This window comes from Brevundimonas bacteroides DSM 4726, assembly GCF_000701445.1.
In the GTDB taxonomy this organism is placed as follows: Bacteria; Pseudomonadota; Alphaproteobacteria; order Caulobacterales; family Caulobacteraceae; genus Brevundimonas; species Brevundimonas bacteroides.
Genome location: NZ_JNIX01000010.1, coordinates 21,212 through 40,068 on the forward strand (window position 1 = coordinate 21,212; position 18,857 = coordinate 40,068).

Here is an 18,857-nt window from a genome sequence, read left to right on the forward strand (position 1 = left end):
CTCCGTTACCGTTCGACCCCCGCCTAGGCGGCGAGAGCCAGAGCCTGGACGAAGCCCGCCGCGACGCGACGAGCCTCGGCGTCCAGCGCCAGAGCCCCCTCGCAGCCGTCGCCAGCCTGAGAAACCGCCCCCGTCGCCGTCATCCGATCCAAGGTCTCGGCGACGACCGTGGCAATATTGAGAAAGCCCAGACGACGGTCAAGAAACGCGAGCGCGGCCACCTCATTGGCCGCGTTGAACACGGTGGGCGCCCCCCGCCCCGCCTCCAGCGCCTCGCGCGCCAGCCGCAGCGCGGGGAACCGCACCGGATCCGGTGCCTCGAACGTCAGCCGCCCCAACGCCGCCAGATCCAGCTTGGGTGCCGGCCACGCCATCCGGTCGGGCCAGGCCAGGGCGCAAGCGATCGGCGTCTTCATGTCCGGCGGCCCCATCTGGGCCAGCGTCGAGCCGTCGACGTATTCGACCAGGCTGTGGATGATCGATTCCGGGTGCACCACCACATCGATCTTCGCCGCCGGCATGCCGAACAGATAGGCCGCCTCGATCATTTCCAGGCCCTTGTTGGCCATGGTGGCGCTGTCCACGCTAATCTTGGCCCCCATGCTCCAGTTGGGGTGGGCCACGGCCTGCTCGGGCGTCATCGACGCCATCGCCTCGCGCGAGGTCTTGCGGAACGGCCCGCCCGACGCCGTCAGGACCAGCTTGGCCACCTGCTCGGGCGCGTCGGCCGGAAACACCTGAAAGATGGCCGAGTGCTCGGAATCGACGGGGATCAGCCGCCCGCCCGCCGCCGTCACCCGCTGGATCAGGCTTGAGCCGCAGCAGACCAGGCTCTCCTTGTTGGCGAGCGCCAGGGTCGCGCCAGTCGCGGCCGCCGCCCAAGCCGACTTCAGCCCCGCCGCGCCCACGATCGACGCCATGACCAGATCGGTCGACCGCGTCGCCGCTTCCGTGATCGCCGCCTCGCCCGCCGCCGCCTCGACGCCGGTGCCCGCCAGAGCCGCCTTCAGTTCCTCCAGCCGCGTCTCGTCGGCCGTCACGGCCACGTCCGGCCGCCAACGCCGCGCCTGCTCGGCCAGCTTGGCGATATTCGCCCCGCCCGTCAGGGCAGCGACCTCGAACTGGCCCGTGCCGGCCGTCTCGGCGTGTTCCATCAGGTCCAGCGTCGATGTACCCACTGACCCCGTCGATCCGAGAACCGTGACGCGCCGCTCGATCATGGCCGTCCATCCAGCATCATCGACCCCAGTCGTCCCGCCGCCATCACGACGGCGGCGAACATCAACCCATCCACCCGGTCCAGCAACCCGCCGTGCCCGGGGATCAGCCCGCCGGCGTCCTTGACCCCGAAACGCCGCTTCAAAGCCGACTCCCACAGATCCCCGGCCATGGTCGCCAGAGCTCCGGCCAAGCCCAGGCCCAGCCCCCAGATCGGATCGGGCAGGCCCATTGGCAGAAAGTTCGCCACCAGCCACCCGGCCGCGGAGCCGGCGACCAGTCCTCCGACGAAGCCCGACCAGGTCTTGTTGGGTGAATAGCGCGGCCAGAGCTTGGGCCCACCGAGCAGACTGCCCACCAGAAAGGCCATGACGTCGGCGGACCACGCCACGACGAACACCATGATGGTCCAGCTCAGCCCGACGCCGGAACCGCCGTCCCTCAGCCAGACCAGCAGGACCGCCGGCCAGCCGAGATACAGTACCCCATAGGCCGCGTCGACGCCCTCATAGCCCAGCCGCCGGGCATAGATCGCCACCGCCGCCGCGCCGAACACCAGCACCACCAGCGCCGCCGACATCGCACCGGTGTGCGCGGTCACCGTCGCCGCCACGATGGCCAGGGCCACGCCCGCCGCGATCGGCCCCCGCCGCCCGGGCGCACTCATCGCCGCCCATTCGCGCGCCAGCAGAACGGTCGCGGCGAGGATGATGGCCAGGAACCACAGGCTCCCCGCCCAGATGGCCAGCACCGCCATCGGCGCCAGAACGAGGGCCGACGCCGCCCGAATGCCCAGGTTCTTCAGCGACACCATCAGCCGGCCGCGAGCACCGGACGCGCCGCGATGGCGCCGAACCGCCGGTCCCTCTGGCGGAACTGCCGGACCGCGTCGCCCAGCGCATCCGGCCCATAATCCGGCCACAGCACGTTCTGATAGACCAGCTCGGCGTAGGCCGCTTCCCACAGAAGAAAGTTCGACAGCCTCTGCTCGCCCGAGGTCCGCACGATCAGATCGACTGGCGGCCCGCCCGCCGTCGACAGGCCGGCACCGAGCGCGCCCTCGTCCAGCGGCCCCGTGGCCTGCCCGGCCAGCAGCTGATCGACGTATCTCTGGGCCGCGTCGACGATGTCCGCCCGGCCGCCATAGTTGAACGCCACCTGGAGCAAGAAGCGGCTGTTGTGCGCCGTCGTCCTTTCGGCCCGTTCCACGATCGCGGCGATGTCTGCGGGCAGCCCCGTGCGCCGACCGAGCACCCGCACCCGCACACCCTCGCGCTCCAGCCGGTTCAGGTCGCTGGCCACATAGGACCGCACCAGCCCCATCAGGTCCGAAACCTCTTCGGCCGGCCGACGCCAGTTCTCCGTCGAAAATCCGAATACCGTCAGGCATTCGATGCCGAAATCCGGCGCCGCCTGGACCGTCCGCTTCAGCGCCTGCACGCCCTCGCGATGACCCATGGCCCGAGGCAGACCCCGGCTCTCAGCCCAGCGCCCGTTTCCGTCCATGATCAGGGCGACGTGGCGTGGCCCCGCTTCGGGGTCCGCCAAGGCGCCGGGATGGGCCGTCATCCGCTCAACTAGTCCTCTCGCGATCCTGAGCCCCCGCTCAGACCTGCATGATCTCAGCTTCCTTGGTCTTCAAGGCTTCGTCGATACGCTTGATGGCCGCATCGGTGTCCTTCTGGACCTCGGCTTCCATCTTCTTTTGCTCGTCCTGGCTGATGTCGCCCGCCTTCTCGGCCTTCTTCAGGTCGTCGTTGGCGTCGCGGCGCACGTTGCGGACGGCGATCTTCTGCTGTTCGGAATACTTGCCGGCCAGCTTGACCAGGTCCTTGCGGCGCTCCTCGGTCAGCGGCGGGATCGGGATGCGCAGCGTGGTGCCGTCCACGATCGGGTTCAGGCCCAGGTTGGCGTTGCGGATGGCCTTGTCGACCGCGCTGACCATGCCCTTGTCCCAGACGCTGACCGAAATCATGCGCGGTTCCGGCACGCTGATGGCCGCCACCGCGTTCAGCGGCGAGGTCGAGCCATAGGCCTCCACCCGCACGGGATCCAGCAGTCCGGCGTTGGCGCGGCCGGTCCGCAGGCCCCCGAACTCTTCCTTCAGGGCGGCGACCGACTTGTCCATGCGGTCGCGGTAGGTCTTCAGATCGGGCTTGGCCATGGGGTCGCTCTCCGTACGTTTCTTATGGCTGTATCAGGCAGCGGCCTTGGGCGCATCGGCGATCACGGTGAAAGTCCCCTCGCCGTTCAGCACCTTGCGCAGACTGTCTTCCTCGCGGATCGAAAAGACCACGATCGGGATCTTCGATTCCCGCATCAGGGCGATGGCCGAGGCGTCCATGACCCGAAGGTCGCGGCTCAGCACGTCCTGATAGGTCAGGGTGTCATACCGCGTCGCCGCCTTGTCCTTCTTCGGATCGGCCGAATAGACGCCGTCGACCGACGTCCCCTTCAGCAGGGCGTCGCAGCCCATCTCGGCGGCCCGCAGGGCGGCCGCCGTATCGGTGGTGAAGTACGGGTTGCCGGTCCCGGCGGCGAAGATCACCACGCGGCCCTTCTCCAGATGCCGCACGGCCCGCCTGCGGATATAGGGCTCGGCGATGGCGGCCATGGGGATGGCGCTTTGCACCCGGGTGTCGACGCCGATCTTCTCCAGCGCGTTCTGCATGGCGAGCGCGTTCATCACGGTCGCCAGCATGCCCATGTAGTCCGCGCTGGCCCGCTCCATCCCCGCCGCCGCCGTCGACAGGCCGCGGAAGATGTTGCCGCCGCCGATCACCAGACAGACCTGCACCCCCGACCGCACCACTCGCGCGATGGCGGCGGCCACGGTGTCGACCGTGTTCATGTCGATGCCATAGCCCTGATCGCCCATCAGGACCTCGCCCGAGACCTTCAGTAGCACCTTATTGTAGCGCGCAGGCGTGGGGGCGTCGGTCATCGGTCGTCTCATCAGGCGGGAATCGGGCGGATCATCATAGACGAAGGGCGCGACCGGCGTCCAAGCCGACCGCGCCCCAGGTCTCACGTCAAGCCGTGTTTCAGGCTTGCGGTTGCATCATCGAGGCGACTTCCGAGGCGAAGTCCGGCCCTTCGACCTTCTCCACGCCCTCGCCCAGCGCCAGGCGGACGAAGCCAGCCAGGTGCAAGCCGGGCGCGCCCAGTTCCTTGCCCGTGTCGGCGACCAGCTGCTCGATGGTCACGTCGGGGTTCATGACGAACGGCTGCTTGGTCAGCACCACGTCCTTCTGGAACTTGTTGATCTGGCCTTCCACGATCTTGGCGATCATGTTTTCCGGACGGCCTTCTTCCTTGGCCTTCTCGGTCAGGACCTGACGCTCCTTCTCGACGGCGGCGGGGTCCAGGTCGTCGGTGTTCAGCGACAGCGGGGCGGTCGCGGCGACGTGCATGGCGATCTTGCGGCCCAGCTCGCGCAGCTTCTCCTTGTCGCCACCGCCATGCAGGGCGACCAGCACGCCGATGCGGCCGACGCCCGGCGACACGGCGTTGTGGACGTAGGAGGCGACCACGCCCTCGTCGACCGACAGGCGGGCGGCGCGGCGCAGCTGCATGTTCTCGCCGATGGTGGCGATCATCTGGGTGACTTCGTCTTGGACGGTCTTGCCGTTCTCCAGCTCGGCGCCGTGCAGGGCCTCGATGGAGTGGTGATCCAGGCCCAGCTGGGCGAATTGCTTGGCCGCGTTTTGGAACAGCTCGTTGCGGGCCACGAAGTCCGTCTCGGCGTTGAACTCGATGGCGGCGCCGACTTCTCCCTTGCCGTCTTCCTTGGACGCCACGGCGACCAGGCCCTCGGCGGCGACGCGGTCGGCCTTCTTGGCGGCCTTGGACAGACCCTTGGCGCGCAGCCAGTCGATGGCGGCGTTGATGTCGCCGTTGGTTTCCTGCAGCGCCTTCTTGCAGTCCATCATGCCCACGCCGGACTTGGCGCGCAGTTCCATGACGAGGGCGGCGGTGATCTCGGCCATATCGGCTCTCCTGGTATCGTATGCGGGAACGGCCGGGGAGTTACCCCGGCCGCATGTCAGTTTGCGGACGGTCCGGTTCGCCGGACCGATCCGATCAGGCGTCGGTCGTTTCTTCGGCGGCCGGGGCCTCTTCCGAAGCGGCCGGAGCCTCTTCGCCCGAGGCGGCCAGCAGCTCGTCGGCCACGTCTTCCGCGCCTTCCGGAGCGGCGTCGGCGGCGACCGGTGCCGAGGCCTCGCGCAGCATCGGCTCTTCCGGGTTCACCGAAGCGCCCAGATCGATGCCCTGCGCCGAGGCCCCGGCGGCCAGGCCGTCCAGCACCGCGTCGGCGATCAGGTCGCAGTAGGTCTGGATGGCGCGCGCGGCGTCATCGTTGCCCGGGATCGGATAGGTGATGCCGTCCGGATCGCAGTTGGTGTCCAGGATGGCGATGATCGGGATGTTCAGCTTGCGCGCTTCCTGGATCGCGATCGCTTCCTTGTTGGTGTCGATCACGAACATGATGTCGGGGATCGAGCCCATGTCGCGGATGCCGCCCAGCGACAGCTCCAGCTTGTCCTTCTCGCGCGCCAGGTTGACCAGTTCCTTCTTGACCCGGCCTTCGCCGCCGCGCTCCAGAATGCCTTCCAGCTCGCGCAGGCGGGCGATCGAGCCCGACACGGTCTTCCAGTTGGTGAGCGTGCCGCCCAGCCAGCGGTTGTTCATATAGTACTGGGCGCAGCGCTTGGCGGCCTCGGCGACCGGCTCAGCGGCCTGGCGCTTGGTGCCGACGAACAGCACGCGACCACCCTTGGCGGCCACGTCGCGCACGGCGACCAGGGCCTGGTGCAGCAGCGGCATGGTCTGCGACAGGTCGATGATGTGGATGTTCGAGCGCGATCCGAAGATGTAGCGCTCCATCTTCGGGTTCCACCGGTGCGTCTGGTGGCCGAAGTGCGCGCCGGCTTCGAGCAGGGTGCGCATGGAGAATTCAGGCAGAGCCATCTGTGTAGTCCTTTATCCGATTGATCCGCCGCGGGCGCTTAAAGAACCCGGCTGGGTCCCTCGGAACGGAGCGCCCGGGATGTCTCCCCGGACGCGCCACGCCACGCGTGTGAAGTGCGCGGGGCAGATAGACGGAGAAGGCCGGAATAGCAACCCTCTCCCATGGGGAGAGGGCTTGAGCGACCGGGAGCCGTCAGGCGATCGGTCTTGCGCGAAAGGGTGAGGGGCCGGTCGCGGCCCATTCCCACGGACGAACCCTCATCCGTCCGCTTCGCGGCCACCTTCTCCCCACGGGAAAAGGACGATGCCTAGGCATCCTCCAGCATCAGCACCCCCGGTGCCGACTTCAGCGCGCCCCTCAGCGCCCCGTCCAGCCGATAGCGTCCCGGCAGCCTGAGTTCGATCTCGCGCCGCCCGTCCAGCGAGGCGACCAGGGTGATCTCCCCGCCCTTCCCTTTCGCCTCCGCCCGTGACAGCCGCGCCTGGAGCGCCGCCGCGTCCGTGCCGCGCGAGGACACATGGACCCGCAGGCCCGCGACCGCGTCGTCCACGACCGTGTCCAGCCGCTTGATCTCGTCGGCGAAGAAACGGACCTCGCCGTCCGCCGCCTTGGCCCGGACCCGCACCATCAGCGCCGCGCCCACCTCCAGCAGGTCGCGGCTGCCCCTCAGCAGCTCGGCCCCGACCAGGCATTCGAACTCGCCTGTCGGATCGGAGAAGGCGCAGAAGGCGAACTTCTCGCCGGTCTTGGCGCTGGCCCGCTCCTGACGCCGCCGCAGGACGCCCGCCATCTGGAAGGCGTCGTGACCCTGTTCGGCCCGCTGCACGGCCTCGGCGACGAAGGTCACGCGCTTGCGGCGCAACGCCCCTTCCATGTCTTCCAGCGGGTGGCCCGACAGGTAGAAGCCCACCGCCGACAGTTCGTGATCCAGCCGCTCGGGCCCCACCCACGGCTCGACCGCCTTCAGCCGCGGTCGCGCCGCGCTCGCCTGATCCGCCCCGAACAGCGACACCTGCGAGGATGCCCGCTCGGCCGCCACGCTCTGGCAATAGGCCATCAGCACGTCGGCCTGTTCGAACAGCTGGCGCCGGTTCGGATGGATGCTGTCGAACGCCCCGGCCTTGGCCAGACCCTCCAGCGCCCGCTTGTTCACCGCGCGCGGATCGACGCGCTCCAGGAAATCGAAGATGTCGGCGAACCGCCCGCCCTGCTCACGCACCTCGACCACATGCTTCATGGCCTCCAGCCCGACGTTCCTGATGGCTCCCAGGGCATATAGCACCGCGCCCGTCTCGCCTTCCCAGCTCACGTCGAAGTCGGCGGACGAGGCGTTCACATCCGGCGCCCGCACCGGCACGCCGAACTTCCGCGCATCCTGATAGAAGACCGCCAGCTTGTCGGTGTTCGACAGGTCGAGGCTCATCGAGGCGGCGAAGAACTCCACCGGATGGTTCGCCTTCAGCCAGCCCGTCTGATAGCTGATCAGGGCATAGGCGGCGGCGTGGGACTTGTTGAAGCCGTAGCCGGCGAACTTGGCCACCAGGTCGAAGATGCCGCCGGACTGGGCTTCCGGCACCCCCTTCTCGGCCGCACCCTTGATGAAGCGCGCGCGCTGGAGGTCCATCTCCTCCTTCTTCTTCTTGCCCATGGCGCGCCGCAGCAAGTCGGCGTCGCCCAGCGAATAGCCCGCCAGGACCTGGGCGATCTTCATCACCTGCTCCTGGTAGATGATGACCCCATAGGTCTCGGTCAGCACCTCGGTCAGGCTGGGATGCAGATAGTCGACCTCGGCCCGGCCGAACTTGCGGTCGATGTAGGTGTCGATCATCTCCATCGGCCCGGGCCGATACAGCGAGATCAGCGCGGTGATCTCCTCGATGGAGCCGCAGCGCATCTTGCGCAGGGTGTCGCGCATGCCCTGGGATTCCAGCTGGAACACCCCGACCGTCTGGCCCGACGCCATGAGCTCGTAGGTGCGCGTGTCATCCAGCGCGAGCAGGTTGAAATCGACCGCCGAGCCCCGCCGCGACAGGTATCCGTGCGCCCGGTCCAGGACGGTCAGCGTCTTCAGCCCCAGGAAGTCGAACTTCACCAGACCCGCCGGCTCGACCCACTTCATGTTGAACTGGGTCGCCGGAATGTCCGAGCGCGGGTCCTGATACAGCGGCGTCAGCTCCACCAGAGGCCGGTCGCCGATGACGATGCCGGCCGCATGCGTCGAGGCGTTGCGATATAGCCCCTCCAGCTCCAGCGCCGTCTCCAGCAGCGTCCGCACCGAGGCCTCAGCGTCGCGGGCCTCCTTCAGGCGGGGCTCGATCTCGATGGCCTGGGCGAGGGTCGTGGGGTTGGCCGGGTTGTTCGGCACCATCTTGGCCAGACGGTCGACCTGGCCGAGCGGCATCTGAAGCACCCGTCCGACGTCTCGCAGCACGGCCCGCGCCTGTAGCGTGCCGAAGGTGATGATCTGGGCGACCCGATCGCGGCCGTAGCGGTCCTGGACGTAGCCGATGACCTCCTCGCGCCGCTCCTGGCAGAAGTCGATATCGAAGTCGGGCATGGAGACTCGCTCGGGGTTCAGGAACCGCTCGAACAGCAGACCGAACCGCAGGGGGTCCAGATCGGTGATGGTCAGGGCCCAGGCCACCAGCGAGCCCGCCCCCGAGCCCCGGCCCGGCCCCACGGGAATCCCGTGCGACTTGGCCCACTTGATGAAGTCCGACACGATCAGGAAGTAGCCGGGGAAGCCCATCTGCGTGATGATCTGAACCTCCCAGTCCAGACGCCTCCAGTACTCATCTTCCGGCGCGGCGGGGGTGACCTGCTTCAGTCGTTCCTTCAGTCCCTCGCGCGCCTGGTGCGCCAGCTCCTCGGGCTCGGTGCGCCCCGCCCCGGTATCGAAGCGCGGCAGGATCGGCGCATGGGTCTTGACCAGGAAGGCGCAGCGCCGGGCGATCTCGATGGTGCTGTCGCAGGCCTCGGGCAGGTCGGCGAACAGGGTCCGCATCTCCTCCGCCGTGCGGAAGTAGTGTTGGTCGGTGATCCGCCGGCGTTCCTCCTGACCGGTGAAGGCCCCGTCGGCGATGCACAGGAGCGCGTCGTGGCTCTTCGCTTGCTCGCGCTTGGCGTAGTGGACGTCATTGGTGGCGACCAGCGCCGCGTCATTGGCATAGGCCCATTCGACCAGCCCCCGCTCGGCGGTCGCCTCATCGGACAGGCCGTGGCGTTGCAGCTCGACGTAGAAGCGGTCGCCGAACACCCGCGCCATCTCGGCCAGAGCCGCCTCGGCGTCACGCACCTTGGACTGGACGAACAGCGGATCGACCGGCCCGTCGGGCCCGCCGGACAGCAGGATCAGGCCCTCGGACCGCGCCGCCACCTCGGCCCAGGCCACGCAGGGCTCGCCTTCGACCGCCTCATCCCTCGCCGCGTCCAGATAGGCCATGGACGACAGGGCCGACAGGTTCCGCCAGCCGATCTCGGACTGGCAGATCAGGACGATCGTCGCCACCTTGGCCCACCGCTCGGCGCGGCGCCCGCCGATGCCGGTGACTGGCAGGGCGCATCCGATCAGCGGCTGCACCCCCGCCCCCTTGGCCGCCTGGGAGAACTCCAGTGCCCCGAACAGATTGGCCCGGTCGGCCACGCCTACGGCCGGCATGCCGTGATCGGCCGCCAGCTTGCCCACCTTCCCCGCCTTGATCGCGCCTTCCAGCAGCGAATAGGCCGAGCGGACCCGGAGGTGGACGAAACCCCTGTGTGGATCAGTCATGCGAAAGGCTCCGACGCCGCCCGATCCGCGATCACGAACGCGCGTGGCGGGCGAGTCGCCACCCTAACACGCGCCGGCTGACCCCACGCGCATGAGCGGCCCGCGAACTGGGGACAGATGCCCGGGGTCGCGAGACCCGGAGCAAGCGCCGACGAGGCTTACGCCTCGTCTCCGTCCTTCAGCAGCTCTTCCTTGTTGATCGGCGTGTCCTTGACCTCGGCCAGGGTGAAGATCAGGTCGCAGACCTTCTCCTCATAGATCGGGGCGCGCATCTGGGCGGCGGCGCCGGGGTTCTGGCGGTAGAAGTCCAGCACCGCCCGCTCCTGACCCGGATAGTTGCGGGCTTCCTGCATGATGGCGTTGTTCAGTTCCTGATCCGAGACGCCGACGTTGTTGGCCCGGCCGATCTCGGCCAGCACCAGGCCCAGGCGCACGCGGCGCTCGGCGATCTTCTGGTACTCGTCCTTTAGTTTCTTGTCGGACTTCTTGGCGTCCTCGGGCGTCAGGCGGCCGGCTTCCTTGTCGGCCTCGACCTGCTTCCAGATGCCGTCGAACTCGGCCTCGACCATCTTGGGCGGCAGGTCGAAGCTGTGGGCGGCGTCCAGCGCGTCCAGGAGGGCGCGCTTCAGCTTGAAGCGGGCGGCGCCCGCGTACTGCTGGTTCAGGTTCTGGCGCAGCAGGTCCTTGAGCTTGTCCAGGCTCTCCAGCCCGATGCGCTTGGCGAACTCGTCGTCGATCTGGGTCTCGGCCTCGGCCTTGATGGCCTTCACCTTGATGTCGAAGGTGGCCAGCTTTCCGGCCAGGTTCTTGGCCTGATAGTCCTCGGGGAAGGTGACCTCGATGGTCTTTTCCTCGCCGACCTTGGCGCCCTTAAGCTGCTCTTCGAAGCCGGGGATGAAGCGGCCCGAGCCGATCACCAGATCGGCGTCCTCGGCCGCGCCGCCCTCGAAGGGCTCGCCGTCCAGCTTGCCCAGGAAGTCGATGGTCAGCTGGTCGCCCTCGGCGGCCTTGACCGTCTTGCCCTTCTTGTCCTCGTAGGACCTGGCCTGACCGGCCAGCTCCTTCAGCGCCTCGTCGATGTCGGCGTCGGAGGCTTCATAAACGGGACGCTCGAGCTTCAGCGTCTTGGGATCGACGGGCTCGAAGTCCGGCATGACCTCCAGGGCCATCTCGTAGGCGAGATCGTGGGACCCGGCGAGCACCTCGTCCATGTCCGAGGTCAGCTTCATCTCGGCGGGGGCGGCGGGACGGACCTTTGCCTCGTCCAGCGCCTTCTGACTCGACTCGTTGATGGCGTCGTTGACGATCTCGCCCATCATGTCGCGGCCGAAGGACTTCTTGACGTGCGACACCGGCACCTTGCCGGGGCGGAAGCCCTTCAGCTTCATCTTGGGTGCGATCTCGGCGGCCTTGGCGTCCAGGCGGGCGGTCAGGTCGGCGGCCGGGATGGTCACGGCGATGACGCGGCTCAGGCCTTCGGTGGATTTCTGGACGACTTGCATGGACGGATCTGACGCTCTGGGGCGGCGCCGGATCAGGCGCGCGCGGCGGGAGGGATAAACGAAAAGAGGCCGCCCCATCCGGAGCGGCGTCTCGAAGCCCGCCCTTATGTCGAGACAGGGCCCAAAGGTCAACGCGGGGCGGTTTCGCCGCAGGCGATGCGTCGCTATGTGCTTACCATGACCTCCTCCCCCTCCCCCATCGGCGTGTTCGTGACGCCGGTCACTCCGCTCCAGCAGAACTGCACGACCGTCTGGTGCACGAAGACCATGAAGGCCGCAGTGATCGATCCCGGCGGATCGGTCGACGCGATCCTGGGCGAGGTCGCCCGGCGCGGCCTGACGCTGGACCAGATCTGGATCACCCACGGGCACCTCGATCACGCAGGTGGCGCGGCCGAGATGGCGGAAAAGTCCGGCGCGCCGATCATCGGCCCGCACCCGGACGACCAGTTCTGGATCGACGGCATCGAAGCCCAGGGCCAGATGTACGGCCTGCCCGAAGCGCGCGGCTTCGTGCCGACCCGCTGGCTCGATGAAGGCGACGAGCTGACGCTGGGCGAAACCCGATGGGCCGTCCGCCACTGCCCCGGCCACACGCCCGGCCATGTGATCTTCTTCAACGAACAGGCGCGCTTCGCCCAGGTTGGCGACGTCCTGTTCAAGGGCTCCGTCGGCCGGACCGACTTCCCGCGCGGCGACCCCGACGCCCTGATCCGGTCGGTGATCGACAAGCTCTGGCCGCTCGGCGAAGACGTGACCTTTGTGCCGGGGCACGGCCCGCACTCGACCTTCGGCGAGGAACGTCGGACCAATCCCTTCGTGTCGGATCGGGCGGTCGCCGGAACGCCCCCGACGCGGGCGGCGTCCGGTCCGTCTTGAGGCCCTAGCGGCGCAGCAGGATGCCGATCAGCACGCCGACGCCCAGGGCATAGAGCGTCGCCTTCATCGGCTGATCCTCGATCGCGGTGCGAGCGCGGGTCGCCCGGTCACGCGCCCAGTAGCGGCCGGTCTCGATGTCGCTGCGCAGCGCCTGACGCAGGCCCTGCTCGCGGGCGAACGCGCGCGGCTCGCCTTCGACCAGCAGCCGGTCGCCCTCGGCATCCAGCGTGCGGGTCATGTCGCCGTCGTCGACGATGTCTTCGGCGTTCAGGGTTGGGTTCGCATCGGTCATGGAAAGCTCCTCGGGTGGGGCGTGGGTCCTGCCCGATTGAACCCGACGCCCCGCGGGCGGTTCCGAAGGGATCACCGTTCTCACACGAGGCTCCCATGACCGACCCTATCCAGCCCACGCCGCAACCGGAAATCCCGCCGCTGAACCCCGTCCCACCCCAGCCCGAGATCGATCCGGCGGGCACCCCCGACGAAGTCCCGCCCCAGCCCGGTGAAAACGACGGTGAGGTCAGCGTTCCCGGCGTCCAGTAAGGCTATGGTTGATTGGCAGCCTGTTGAAAACGCAGGCCTCCGGAACCTTGGCGGGGCGGCGGGGTTTGACATCCAACCGCCAGCACCAGTTCAGTAAAGGGATCATCAGATGGCTGAAGGACAATCACCCCGTCCCTCCGGAGTCTCCAAGCGCGGCTTCGCCTCCATGGACCCCGCTCGCCAGCGCGAGATCGCCCGCAAGGGCGGCGCCAGCGTCCCCAGCGAAAAACGCAGCTTCTCCCAGGACCGCGGCCTGGCCGCCCAGGCCGGCCGCAAGGGCGGCGAAGCCTCTCACGGCACCCGCAAGCCCGGAGACGTCGCCGGCCAGGCCGAATAGACCGCGATAAGGTTGGAAGCAAAAGGCGGTCGGCGAAAGCGTCGACCGCCCTTTTTCGTGCCTGTCCGCCTGAACTTAGGCGAGGATCGCCAGCGCCACCGACGGGGCGGGTCCCGCCCTGAACTCGCCGATCCGCCAGCCCGCCGCCTCGGCCATCGCCGCCACGGAGCCTTGGGTGAACTTGCGCGAGCTCTCGGTATGGATCGTCTCGCCCACTGCGAAGTCGAAGGTCTCGCCCCCGATCCGCACGGTCATGTCGCGTTCGGCGCGCAGGTGCATCTCGATGCGTGAGGCCTCGGCGTTCCAGCGCGCCTCATGGGCGAAGGCATCCAGGTCGAAATCCGCTCCAAGCTCACGGTTGGCCCGGACCAGCAGGTTCTTGTTGAACGCCGCCGTCACGCCCTCGGCGTCATCATAGGCGGCCACCAACGTGGCTTCTTCCTTCACCAGATCGATGCCGAGGATGAACAGGGCGTTCGACCCCAACCGCTCGCGCGCGTTGGCCAGGAAGGCGACCGCCTGATCCGGCTCCAGATTGCCGATGGTCGAGCCGGGGAAGAAGCCGATCCGGCGACCGCGACCCAGCTCGGGCAGGGGCGCCAGGTTCAGGAAATCCCCCACCATCGGCGCGACCTGTAGGGTCGGATAGGCCTCGGCGATCGAGGCGGCGGCGGCGTTCAGCGCGTCGGGGCTGATGTCGATGGGGATATAGGCGCCCAGCGTCGGCGCGGCGTCCAGCAGGATGCGCGTCTTCTCGCTGGCCCCCGACCCGAACTCGACCAGCACCGCGTCGTCGCCGAAGCGGGCGGTCAGATCTCCTGCCAGCTCGCGCAGCAGCGCCGCCTCCTGCCGGGTCGGATAGTATTCCGGCAGCCGGGTGATGTCCTCGAACAGCTCCGACCCCGCCGAGTCATAGAACCACTTGGGCGACACCGCCTTCTGCGGGCGCGACAGGCCCGCGATCAGCTCGGCGCGGAAGCGGGCGGTCTCGACGGATTCGATACGCGGTTTCGACATGGCGGGAGCGTCGGAGGCGAGGCGGAGGCCGAGGAACGCCCAACGCTGGTGCGGATAGAAGAAGTTGCGATAGGTCCGGCGCGCGTGACCAGAAGGCGTGGCGAACGACCCGCCGCGCATGACCCTCTGACTGGCCATGAACTTGCCGTTGTACTCCGACGCCGTCCCTTCAGTCGGCTTGAAGCCGGGATAGGGCGCATAGGCCGACGAGGTATGCTGCCACACCTCGTTGAACAGGTTGGAGAAGACGGCCGGCGCGGTGGCGACCGCGCTCTCCCACTCGGCCTCGGTCGGCAGGCGCTTGCCGGCCCAGGCGGCGAAGGCCTCGGCCTCCCAGGCGCTGATGTGGCGAACCGGGGCATCCGGATCGACGGGGACGCGGCCCGTCAGGCTCATGGTCGTCCAGCCGTCTTCGTCCTCGCGCCAATGGAGCGGCGCGGTCCAGCCCTCGGCCTTCACCGTCGCCCAGCCGTCGGCCAGCCATAGCTCGGGCCGCCGATAGCCGCCGTCGGCGATGAATTCGATCCACTGGCCGTTGGTGACCAGGTCGTGGTCGAGGTGGAAGGGCTCCAGCCAGACCTTGTGGCGCCGCCCCTCGTTGTCGAAGGCGAAGCCGTCTGCGCCGTAACCGATCTCGACCAAACCGCCCTCGAAGCGGGTCGCCCCTCCCCTCGCCGGCTGGCGCGGCCCGGCCGGACGCGGCTCCTCGGCATAGGCGGCGGGGTCCAGCGGCGAGCGGGCCATCAGCGCCAGCAGATCCATCAGGAACAGCTCCTGATGCTGCTGGTCGTGATGCAGGCCGAGCACGAACAGGTAGCGCTCCAAATCGGAGCCGAACCCCTGCCCGATCCGCGCTTCCATGCGCCGGTCGATCTCGGCGCGATAGGCTAGGACCTCTTCCAGCGACGGCCGCGTCATCAGCCCCCGCTCATGCCGCTCCACCCGCTGGCCCAGGCTCTCATAGTAGGAGTTGAACAGGGTCTGCAGGCGCGGATCGACCGACTGATAGCCGTCCTCGGCCGCCAGGATCATCGCCTCGAAAAACCAGCTCGTATGCGCCAGATGCCACTTGCCCGGGCTGGCGTCCGGCATGGCCTGGGCGGCGAGGTCCTCGGCCGACAGCCCGGCCGCGAGCGCGGGCATGGCGGCGCGCACCGCCCGATAGCGGGCCAGAAGGTCGGCGTCAGCCGCCGGGGTTCGCGCGGTCGCGTTCATGGTCGGCGGCTCCGTGAAGACGTCCAGCTTGGCTGCGAGCCGGACTACGCTAACACGCCGGTCAAGGTTTCGTTGCCCGGATGCGACCTTCGCGCGCGACTGCTGACACGCCCTGGCAGCAGCCGGTCAGCGGACCGGCTTGCCGCCGTGATTTGCGTATTCCAGCCGCGCGATGGTGCGATTGTGGACCTCGTCGGGGCCGTCGGCGATGCGTAGCGTCCGCACCGTGGCGTAAAGCTCGGCCAGCGGCGTGTCGCCCGAAACGCCCGCCCCGCCAAACGCCTGGATGGCGTCGTCGATGACCTTCAGCGCCATGCGCGGCGCCGCCACCTTGATCTGGGCGATCTCGGACTTGGCGTTCTTGGCCCCGGCCTGATCGATCATCCAGGCGGCCTTCAGCACCATCAGGCGGCACATCTCGATGTTGGTGCGCGCCTCCGCGACCCGCTGCTCCCACACCGAGTGCTCGGCGATCTGCTTCCTGAACGCCGTCCGGCTCAGCAGCCTCTGGCACATCAGCTCCAGAGCCCGCTCGGCGCACCCGATCACGCGCATGCAGTGGTGGATGCGGCCGGGCCCCAGCCGCCCTTGCGCGATCTCGAAGCCCTGCCCCTCGCCGGCGATCAGGTTCTCGACCGGGACACGGACGTTCTCCAACACCACCTCGGCATGGCCGATCGGCTTCTCGTCATAGCCGAAGACGCTGAGCATCCGCTCGACGCGGAAGCCGGGCGTGTCGACAGGCACGATGATCTGGGACTGCTGGGCGTGAGCGGCCGCGCCGGTGTCGGTCTTGCCCATGACGATGGTCACGGCGACGTTCGGGTGCGCCATGTTCGTCGACCACCACTTGCGCCCGTTGATGACGTAGTGATCGCCGTCGCGCTCGATGCGGGTCTGGATGTTGGTGGCGTCGGACGAAGCCACCTCGGGCTCGGTCATCAGGAAGGCCGAGCGGATCTCGCCGGCCATCAGGCGCTTCAGCCAGCGTTCCTGCTGCTCGGCGTCCCCGTACATATGGAGCACTTCCATATTGCCGGTGTCTGGCGCGTTGCAGTTGAACACCTCGGGCGTCCAGAGCCCCGCCTTGCCCATGGCCTCGGCCAGAGGCGCATATTCCAGGTTCGTCAGGCCCGCGCCGTGCTCGCCCGGCAGGAACATGTTCCACAGCCCCGCTTCGCGCGCCTCTGCCTTCATCGCCTCCATGGTCGGGGGCTGGCGGTTCGGATCGGCGTGGACCTCGGCGTGATAGTCCGCCGCGCGCGGCAGGACCTTGTCCTCGAGGAACCTCGTCACCCGCTCCTGCCAGTGCAGGCCACGATCGGAGTGCTGGAAATGCATGAGGTCGATCCTTGGGTCTGAAAGCAGAACGGCGCGAGGTCGAACCCGACCTCGCGCCGCTTGATGTCTTGGCTCAGCTCAAGCTCAGCGCTTCAGCAGCGGCGCCAGCTTCTGGGCGATCATCATGTCGCCGGCGATCTTCAGCTTGCCCTGCATGAAGGCCATCATCGGGTCGAGCTTGCCCTCGGACAGGGCCATGAAGTCATCCCAGTTCATCGACACCGTGGCGTCGGCGGGCTTGTCCTCGTTGGTGACGGTGTTCGGCACCGAGGCGCCATCAATGTAGATCTTTCCGGCGTCTCCGAGGTCGAGCTTCACGGTCTTGCCCAGACCGGAGTTGTCGCCGACGGCGCCGCGGATGTGTTCGGTGACCTGGTTCAGATCGGCCATGTCGCTCTCCCTGCAAGCGGTGGAGGCGAAGGGGTAGCCCTCCCCGCCAACTCCCACAAGATCACGTCGGGGAAAGTTGGCGCTTGCCCGATTGCGCCGCCGCGCGGCCTCCGCTATCGACGCCTCCTGCCGGAGACGTGGCCGAGTGGCTGAAGGCAACGGTTTGCTAAATCGTCGTACCGGGTAACCGGTACCGAGGGTTCGAATCCCTCCGTCTCCGCCAGAACTACTGAAAACATTGAGCTTTTGTTGGGTTTTGGCTTTTACCCACCATCGCACCCTCCAAAAAATCTGCGCTTGAGTGCGGTCCCCAGCGCGTTTCACAGCGTTCCTCTGCGCGAGGCTCGCCTTGCTAGAGTGACGCATCGAGATCTCGACCCCGAGTCACGATCGCGCCGAGTCCCCTGGACGTTCGCGAAACCTCGACCTCTTCCCCGACCCGCGGTGTCGCAGCGCCGAGCGCGAGGCGCGCGTAATGTTCGGTCCCTGCCGCGTCCCGAACGAAGACGTAAGGAGACGCCCCCATCTCGTCGTGGTGGCCCGAGGACGCCACCCATCCTCGAACCCGTCCCTGTCCCAGCGCCTGCACCTCGCGCGCCCCGGCCAGTCGTCGCGCCGAGAAACTGCGGATGAGATCCCGATCGATCTGCAGCCGGCGCAGCCGCCTCTCCAGATCCGGCGCGAGCCGAAACTGGCGGCCGCACCGCGTGGCCAGTCCGAGCGCCTCAAGGTAAACTAGGCGCCCGCGCTGAAGCGCGCCCCAGGCGTCGCTGCGGCCCTGAGCGTCGTCGACCCGGAAGTCCTGATCGGCGGCATGGAGCAGGCGCCGGTCGAAACCCGTGAACCGGCCCGCTTGGGTCTCACGCCAGATCCTGCGCTCGGCGTCGGTCCTAGACAGGTCGCCCAGGCGTTCCTGCGCCAGTTCCTGGGCCCGCGCCCGAAAGCCGTAGGCGACATAGTCCCTCGGAATGACCAGGTCCCGAGCGTCACTGCGCCGCCCGCGGATCAGCACATGGGCATGGGGCTGATGGGTGTCGAAATGACAGACCGCGATCCAAGCGAGGGCAGGCTCCTCGAGGTCGTCGGCGACACGTCGCATCAGCTCCCGGGTATAGCCGCGCAGATCCGAGAGACGGTCGCCGTGTTCGGGCGACACGATGAAACGGAAATGATGCCGATCCGAACGCCAGGCGGTGGCGATCCCCCCGGGAGACGCCAGATCGCCCTCGCGGTCGAAGACCACCGGCGTGGCACCCTCGAGCCCTGCGCCAGGTCGACCGAGGTAGGCAAGATGTCGCCCGAGCGCGGCCGTACGGTCCCGGCCCCTACCCCGATGGCGACACACTAAGGCCTTCACGATCACCCTTTGGCGGACGTCCAGACGAAAGGCGCGCCCGGACCGCGCCTGTGCCCGGCGCAGGCCTCCGGATCGGTCTCCCCGCGCGAACAGCCGTGACGCCGACAGTCGCTGAAGCATCGCCGTGCGAACGGGCGCATCGCGCGCGGCAACGGACGACGGCAGCCGCGCGGTGCCCGCCTCCGGCCACTCCTTCTCGCGGTGTTCAAGCCGCGCCGCGATCGCCGCCTGGACCTGCATGGGCCTATCCCTTCTCCTCTTCCGACAACATCGGACCGGCACGTCACAGCACGTCGCCACGACCGCCAAGCACTGAT

17 protein-coding genes and 1 tRNA gene are annotated in these 18,857 nt (G+C 68.1%); 4 read left to right on the plus strand and 14 right to left on the minus strand.

From position 1 onward, the window contains the following. Window positions 1–23: 23 nt before the first annotated feature. From dxr to tig, 9 genes are all read right to left on the minus strand, one after another. On the minus strand, window positions 24–1,220 hold the full coding sequence (dxr, locus tag Q333_RS0109680) for a 1-deoxy-D-xylulose-5-phosphate reductoisomerase (protein ID WP_029416588.1): 1,197 nt from the start codon (window positions 1,218–1,220) through the stop codon (window positions 24–26). Next, the gene (locus tag Q333_RS0109685) at window positions 1,217–2,032 is read right to left on the minus strand and encodes a phosphatidate cytidylyltransferase (RefSeq protein ID WP_029416589.1); all 816 of its coding nucleotides are present in this window, start codon (window positions 2,030–2,032) and stop codon (window positions 1,217–1,219) included. The genes dxr and Q333_RS0109685 overlap by 4 nt, the downstream gene beginning before the upstream one ends. Beyond that, window positions 2,032–2,787, minus strand: a complete 756-nt coding sequence (gene uppS, locus Q333_RS0109690) for a polyprenyl diphosphate synthase (RefSeq protein WP_029416592.1) — start codon at window positions 2,785–2,787, stop codon at window positions 2,032–2,034. Before uppS ends, Q333_RS0109685 begins: the two co-directional genes overlap by 1 nt. Window positions 2,788–2,824: 37 nt before the next feature. Then, entirely contained in the window at window positions 2,825–3,382 is a 558-nt protein-coding gene (gene frr, locus Q333_RS0109695; RefSeq protein ID WP_029416594.1) for a ribosome recycling factor, read from the minus strand. A 33-nt stretch (window positions 3,383–3,415) separates the two neighbouring features. Continuing rightward, window positions 3,416–4,162 carry a UMP kinase gene (gene pyrH / locus Q333_RS0109700; protein ID WP_029416595.1) on the minus strand — a complete coding sequence of 249 codons (747 nt, stop codon included), beginning with the start codon at window positions 4,160–4,162 and terminating at the stop codon, window positions 3,416–3,418. A 100-nt stretch (window positions 4,163–4,262) separates the two neighbouring features. Continuing rightward, window positions 4,263–5,207, minus strand: a complete 945-nt coding sequence (tsf, locus tag Q333_RS0109705; RefSeq protein WP_029416597.1) for a translation elongation factor Ts — start codon at window positions 5,205–5,207, stop codon at window positions 4,263–4,265. Between the two features lie 94 nt (window positions 5,208–5,301). Next, the gene (rpsB, locus tag Q333_RS0109710; protein ID WP_029416599.1) at window positions 5,302–6,189 is read right to left on the minus strand and encodes a 30S ribosomal protein S2; all 888 of its coding nucleotides are present in this window, start codon (window positions 6,187–6,189) and stop codon (window positions 5,302–5,304) included. A 308-nt stretch (window positions 6,190–6,497) separates the two neighbouring features. Then, the gene (gene dnaE / locus Q333_RS0109715; protein WP_029416600.1) at window positions 6,498–9,959 is read right to left on the minus strand and encodes a DNA polymerase III subunit alpha; all 3,462 of its coding nucleotides are present in this window, start codon (window positions 9,957–9,959) and stop codon (window positions 6,498–6,500) included. Between the two features lie 158 nt (window positions 9,960–10,117). After that, window positions 10,118–11,461, minus strand: a complete 1,344-nt coding sequence (gene tig, locus Q333_RS0109720) for a trigger factor (protein ID WP_029416602.1) — start codon at window positions 11,459–11,461, stop codon at window positions 10,118–10,120. Window positions 11,462–11,638: 177 nt separating this feature from the next. Here tig and Q333_RS0109725 point away from each other — a divergent pair, with 177 nt between their 5' ends. Next, entirely contained in the window at window positions 11,639–12,340 is a 702-nt protein-coding gene (locus tag Q333_RS0109725) for an MBL fold metallo-hydrolase (protein WP_029416603.1), read from the plus strand. A gap of 4 nt (window positions 12,341–12,344) precedes the next feature. On the opposite strand, the gene Q333_RS0109730 is transcribed toward Q333_RS0109725, so the two are convergent. After that, window positions 12,345–12,632, minus strand: coding sequence for a hypothetical protein (locus Q333_RS0109730; RefSeq protein ID WP_029416605.1), 288 nt, complete (start codon window positions 12,630–12,632; stop codon window positions 12,345–12,347). Window positions 12,633–12,727: 95 nt separating this feature from the next. On the opposite strand from Q333_RS0109730, the gene Q333_RS17975 reads away from it, so the two are divergent. After that, on the plus strand, window positions 12,728–12,883 hold the full coding sequence (locus Q333_RS17975) for a hypothetical protein (RefSeq protein WP_157072425.1): 156 nt from the start codon (window positions 12,728–12,730) through the stop codon (window positions 12,881–12,883). Window positions 12,884–12,992: 109 nt separating this feature from the next. Then, window positions 12,993–13,220, plus strand: a complete 228-nt coding sequence (locus Q333_RS0109740; protein WP_029416607.1) for a con-10 family general stress protein — start codon at window positions 12,993–12,995, stop codon at window positions 13,218–13,220. Window positions 13,221–13,295: 75 nt separating this feature from the next. On the opposite strand, the gene egtB is transcribed toward Q333_RS0109740, so the two are convergent. From egtB to Q333_RS0109755, 3 genes are all read right to left on the minus strand, one after another. Beyond that, complete coding sequence (gene egtB / locus Q333_RS0109745) at window positions 13,296–15,452, minus strand: ergothioneine biosynthesis protein EgtB (protein ID WP_029416609.1); 2,157 nt, start codon at window positions 15,450–15,452, stop codon at window positions 13,296–13,298. A 126-nt stretch (window positions 15,453–15,578) separates the two neighbouring features. Then, window positions 15,579–16,793, minus strand: a complete 1,215-nt coding sequence (locus Q333_RS0109750) for an acyl-CoA dehydrogenase family protein (protein WP_029416610.1) — start codon at window positions 16,791–16,793, stop codon at window positions 15,579–15,581. A gap of 84 nt (window positions 16,794–16,877) precedes the next feature. Continuing rightward, a complete protein-coding gene (locus tag Q333_RS0109755) occupies window positions 16,878–17,183 on the minus strand; it encodes an SCP2 sterol-binding domain-containing protein (RefSeq protein WP_029416611.1) in 306 nt (101 codons plus the stop codon). A gap of 131 nt (window positions 17,184–17,314) precedes the next feature. Here Q333_RS0109755 and Q333_RS0109760 point away from each other — a divergent pair. Beyond that, window positions 17,315–17,406, plus strand: a tRNA-Ser gene (locus tag Q333_RS0109760). Between the two features lie 129 nt (window positions 17,407–17,535). Here Q333_RS0109760 and Q333_RS0109765 read toward each other — a convergent pair. Continuing rightward, window positions 17,536–18,780: a relaxase/mobilization nuclease domain-containing protein gene (locus tag Q333_RS0109765; protein ID WP_084175943.1), complete on the minus strand. Its 1,245-nt coding sequence runs from the start codon at window positions 18,778–18,780 to the stop codon at window positions 17,536–17,538. Window positions 18,781–18,857 lie beyond the last annotated feature (77 nt).

Bases quoted from the DNA above. Each gene is read 5' to 3' on its own strand.
- frr (WP_029416594.1), bottom strand. From the start codon at position 3,382: ATGGCCAAGCCCGATCTGAAGACCTACCGCGACCGCATGGACAAGTCG.
- egtB (WP_029416609.1), bottom strand. From the start codon at position 15,452: ATGAACGCGACCGCGCGAACCCCGGCGGCTGACGCCGACCTTCTGGCC.
- Q333_RS0109765 (WP_084175943.1), bottom strand. From the start codon at position 18,780: ATGCAGGTCCAGGCGGCGATCGCGGCGCGGCTTGAACACCGCGAGAAG.
- Q333_RS0109730 (WP_029416605.1), bottom strand. From the start codon at position 12,632: ATGACCGATGCGAACCCAACCCTGAACGCCGAAGACATCGTCGACGAC.
- dnaE (WP_029416600.1), bottom strand. From the start codon at position 9,959: ATGACTGATCCACACAGGGGTTTCGTCCACCTCCGGGTCCGCTCGGCC.
- Q333_RS17975 (WP_157072425.1), top strand. From the start codon at position 12,728: ATGACCGACCCTATCCAGCCCACGCCGCAACCGGAAATCCCGCCGCTG.
- tig (WP_029416602.1), bottom strand. From the start codon at position 11,461: ATGCAAGTCGTCCAGAAATCCACCGAAGGCCTGAGCCGCGTCATCGCC.
- Q333_RS0109740 (WP_029416607.1), top strand. From the start codon at position 12,993: ATGGCTGAAGGACAATCACCCCGTCCCTCCGGAGTCTCCAAGCGCGGC.
- tsf (WP_029416597.1), bottom strand. From the start codon at position 5,207: ATGGCCGAGATCACCGCCGCCCTCGTCATGGAACTGCGCGCCAAGTCC.
- dxr (WP_029416588.1), bottom strand. From the start codon at position 1,220: ATGATCGAGCGGCGCGTCACGGTTCTCGGATCGACGGGGTCAGTGGGT.
- uppS (WP_029416592.1), bottom strand. From the start codon at position 2,787: ATGACGGCCCATCCCGGCGCCTTGGCGGACCCCGAAGCGGGGCCACGC.
- Q333_RS0109685 (WP_029416589.1), bottom strand. From the start codon at position 2,032: ATGGTGTCGCTGAAGAACCTGGGCATTCGGGCGGCGTCGGCCCTCGTT.
- rpsB (WP_029416599.1), bottom strand. From the start codon at position 6,189: ATGGCTCTGCCTGAATTCTCCATGCGCACCCTGCTCGAAGCCGGCGCG.
- Q333_RS0109755 (WP_029416611.1), bottom strand. From the start codon at position 17,183: ATGGCCGATCTGAACCAGGTCACCGAACACATCCGCGGCGCCGTCGGC.
- pyrH (WP_029416595.1), bottom strand. From the start codon at position 4,162: ATGACCGACGCCCCCACGCCTGCGCGCTACAATAAGGTGCTACTGAAG.
- Q333_RS0109725 (WP_029416603.1), top strand. From the start codon at position 11,639: ATGACCTCCTCCCCCTCCCCCATCGGCGTGTTCGTGACGCCGGTCACT.
- Q333_RS0109750 (WP_029416610.1), bottom strand. From the start codon at position 16,793: ATGCATTTCCAGCACTCCGATCGTGGCCTGCACTGGCAGGAGCGGGTG.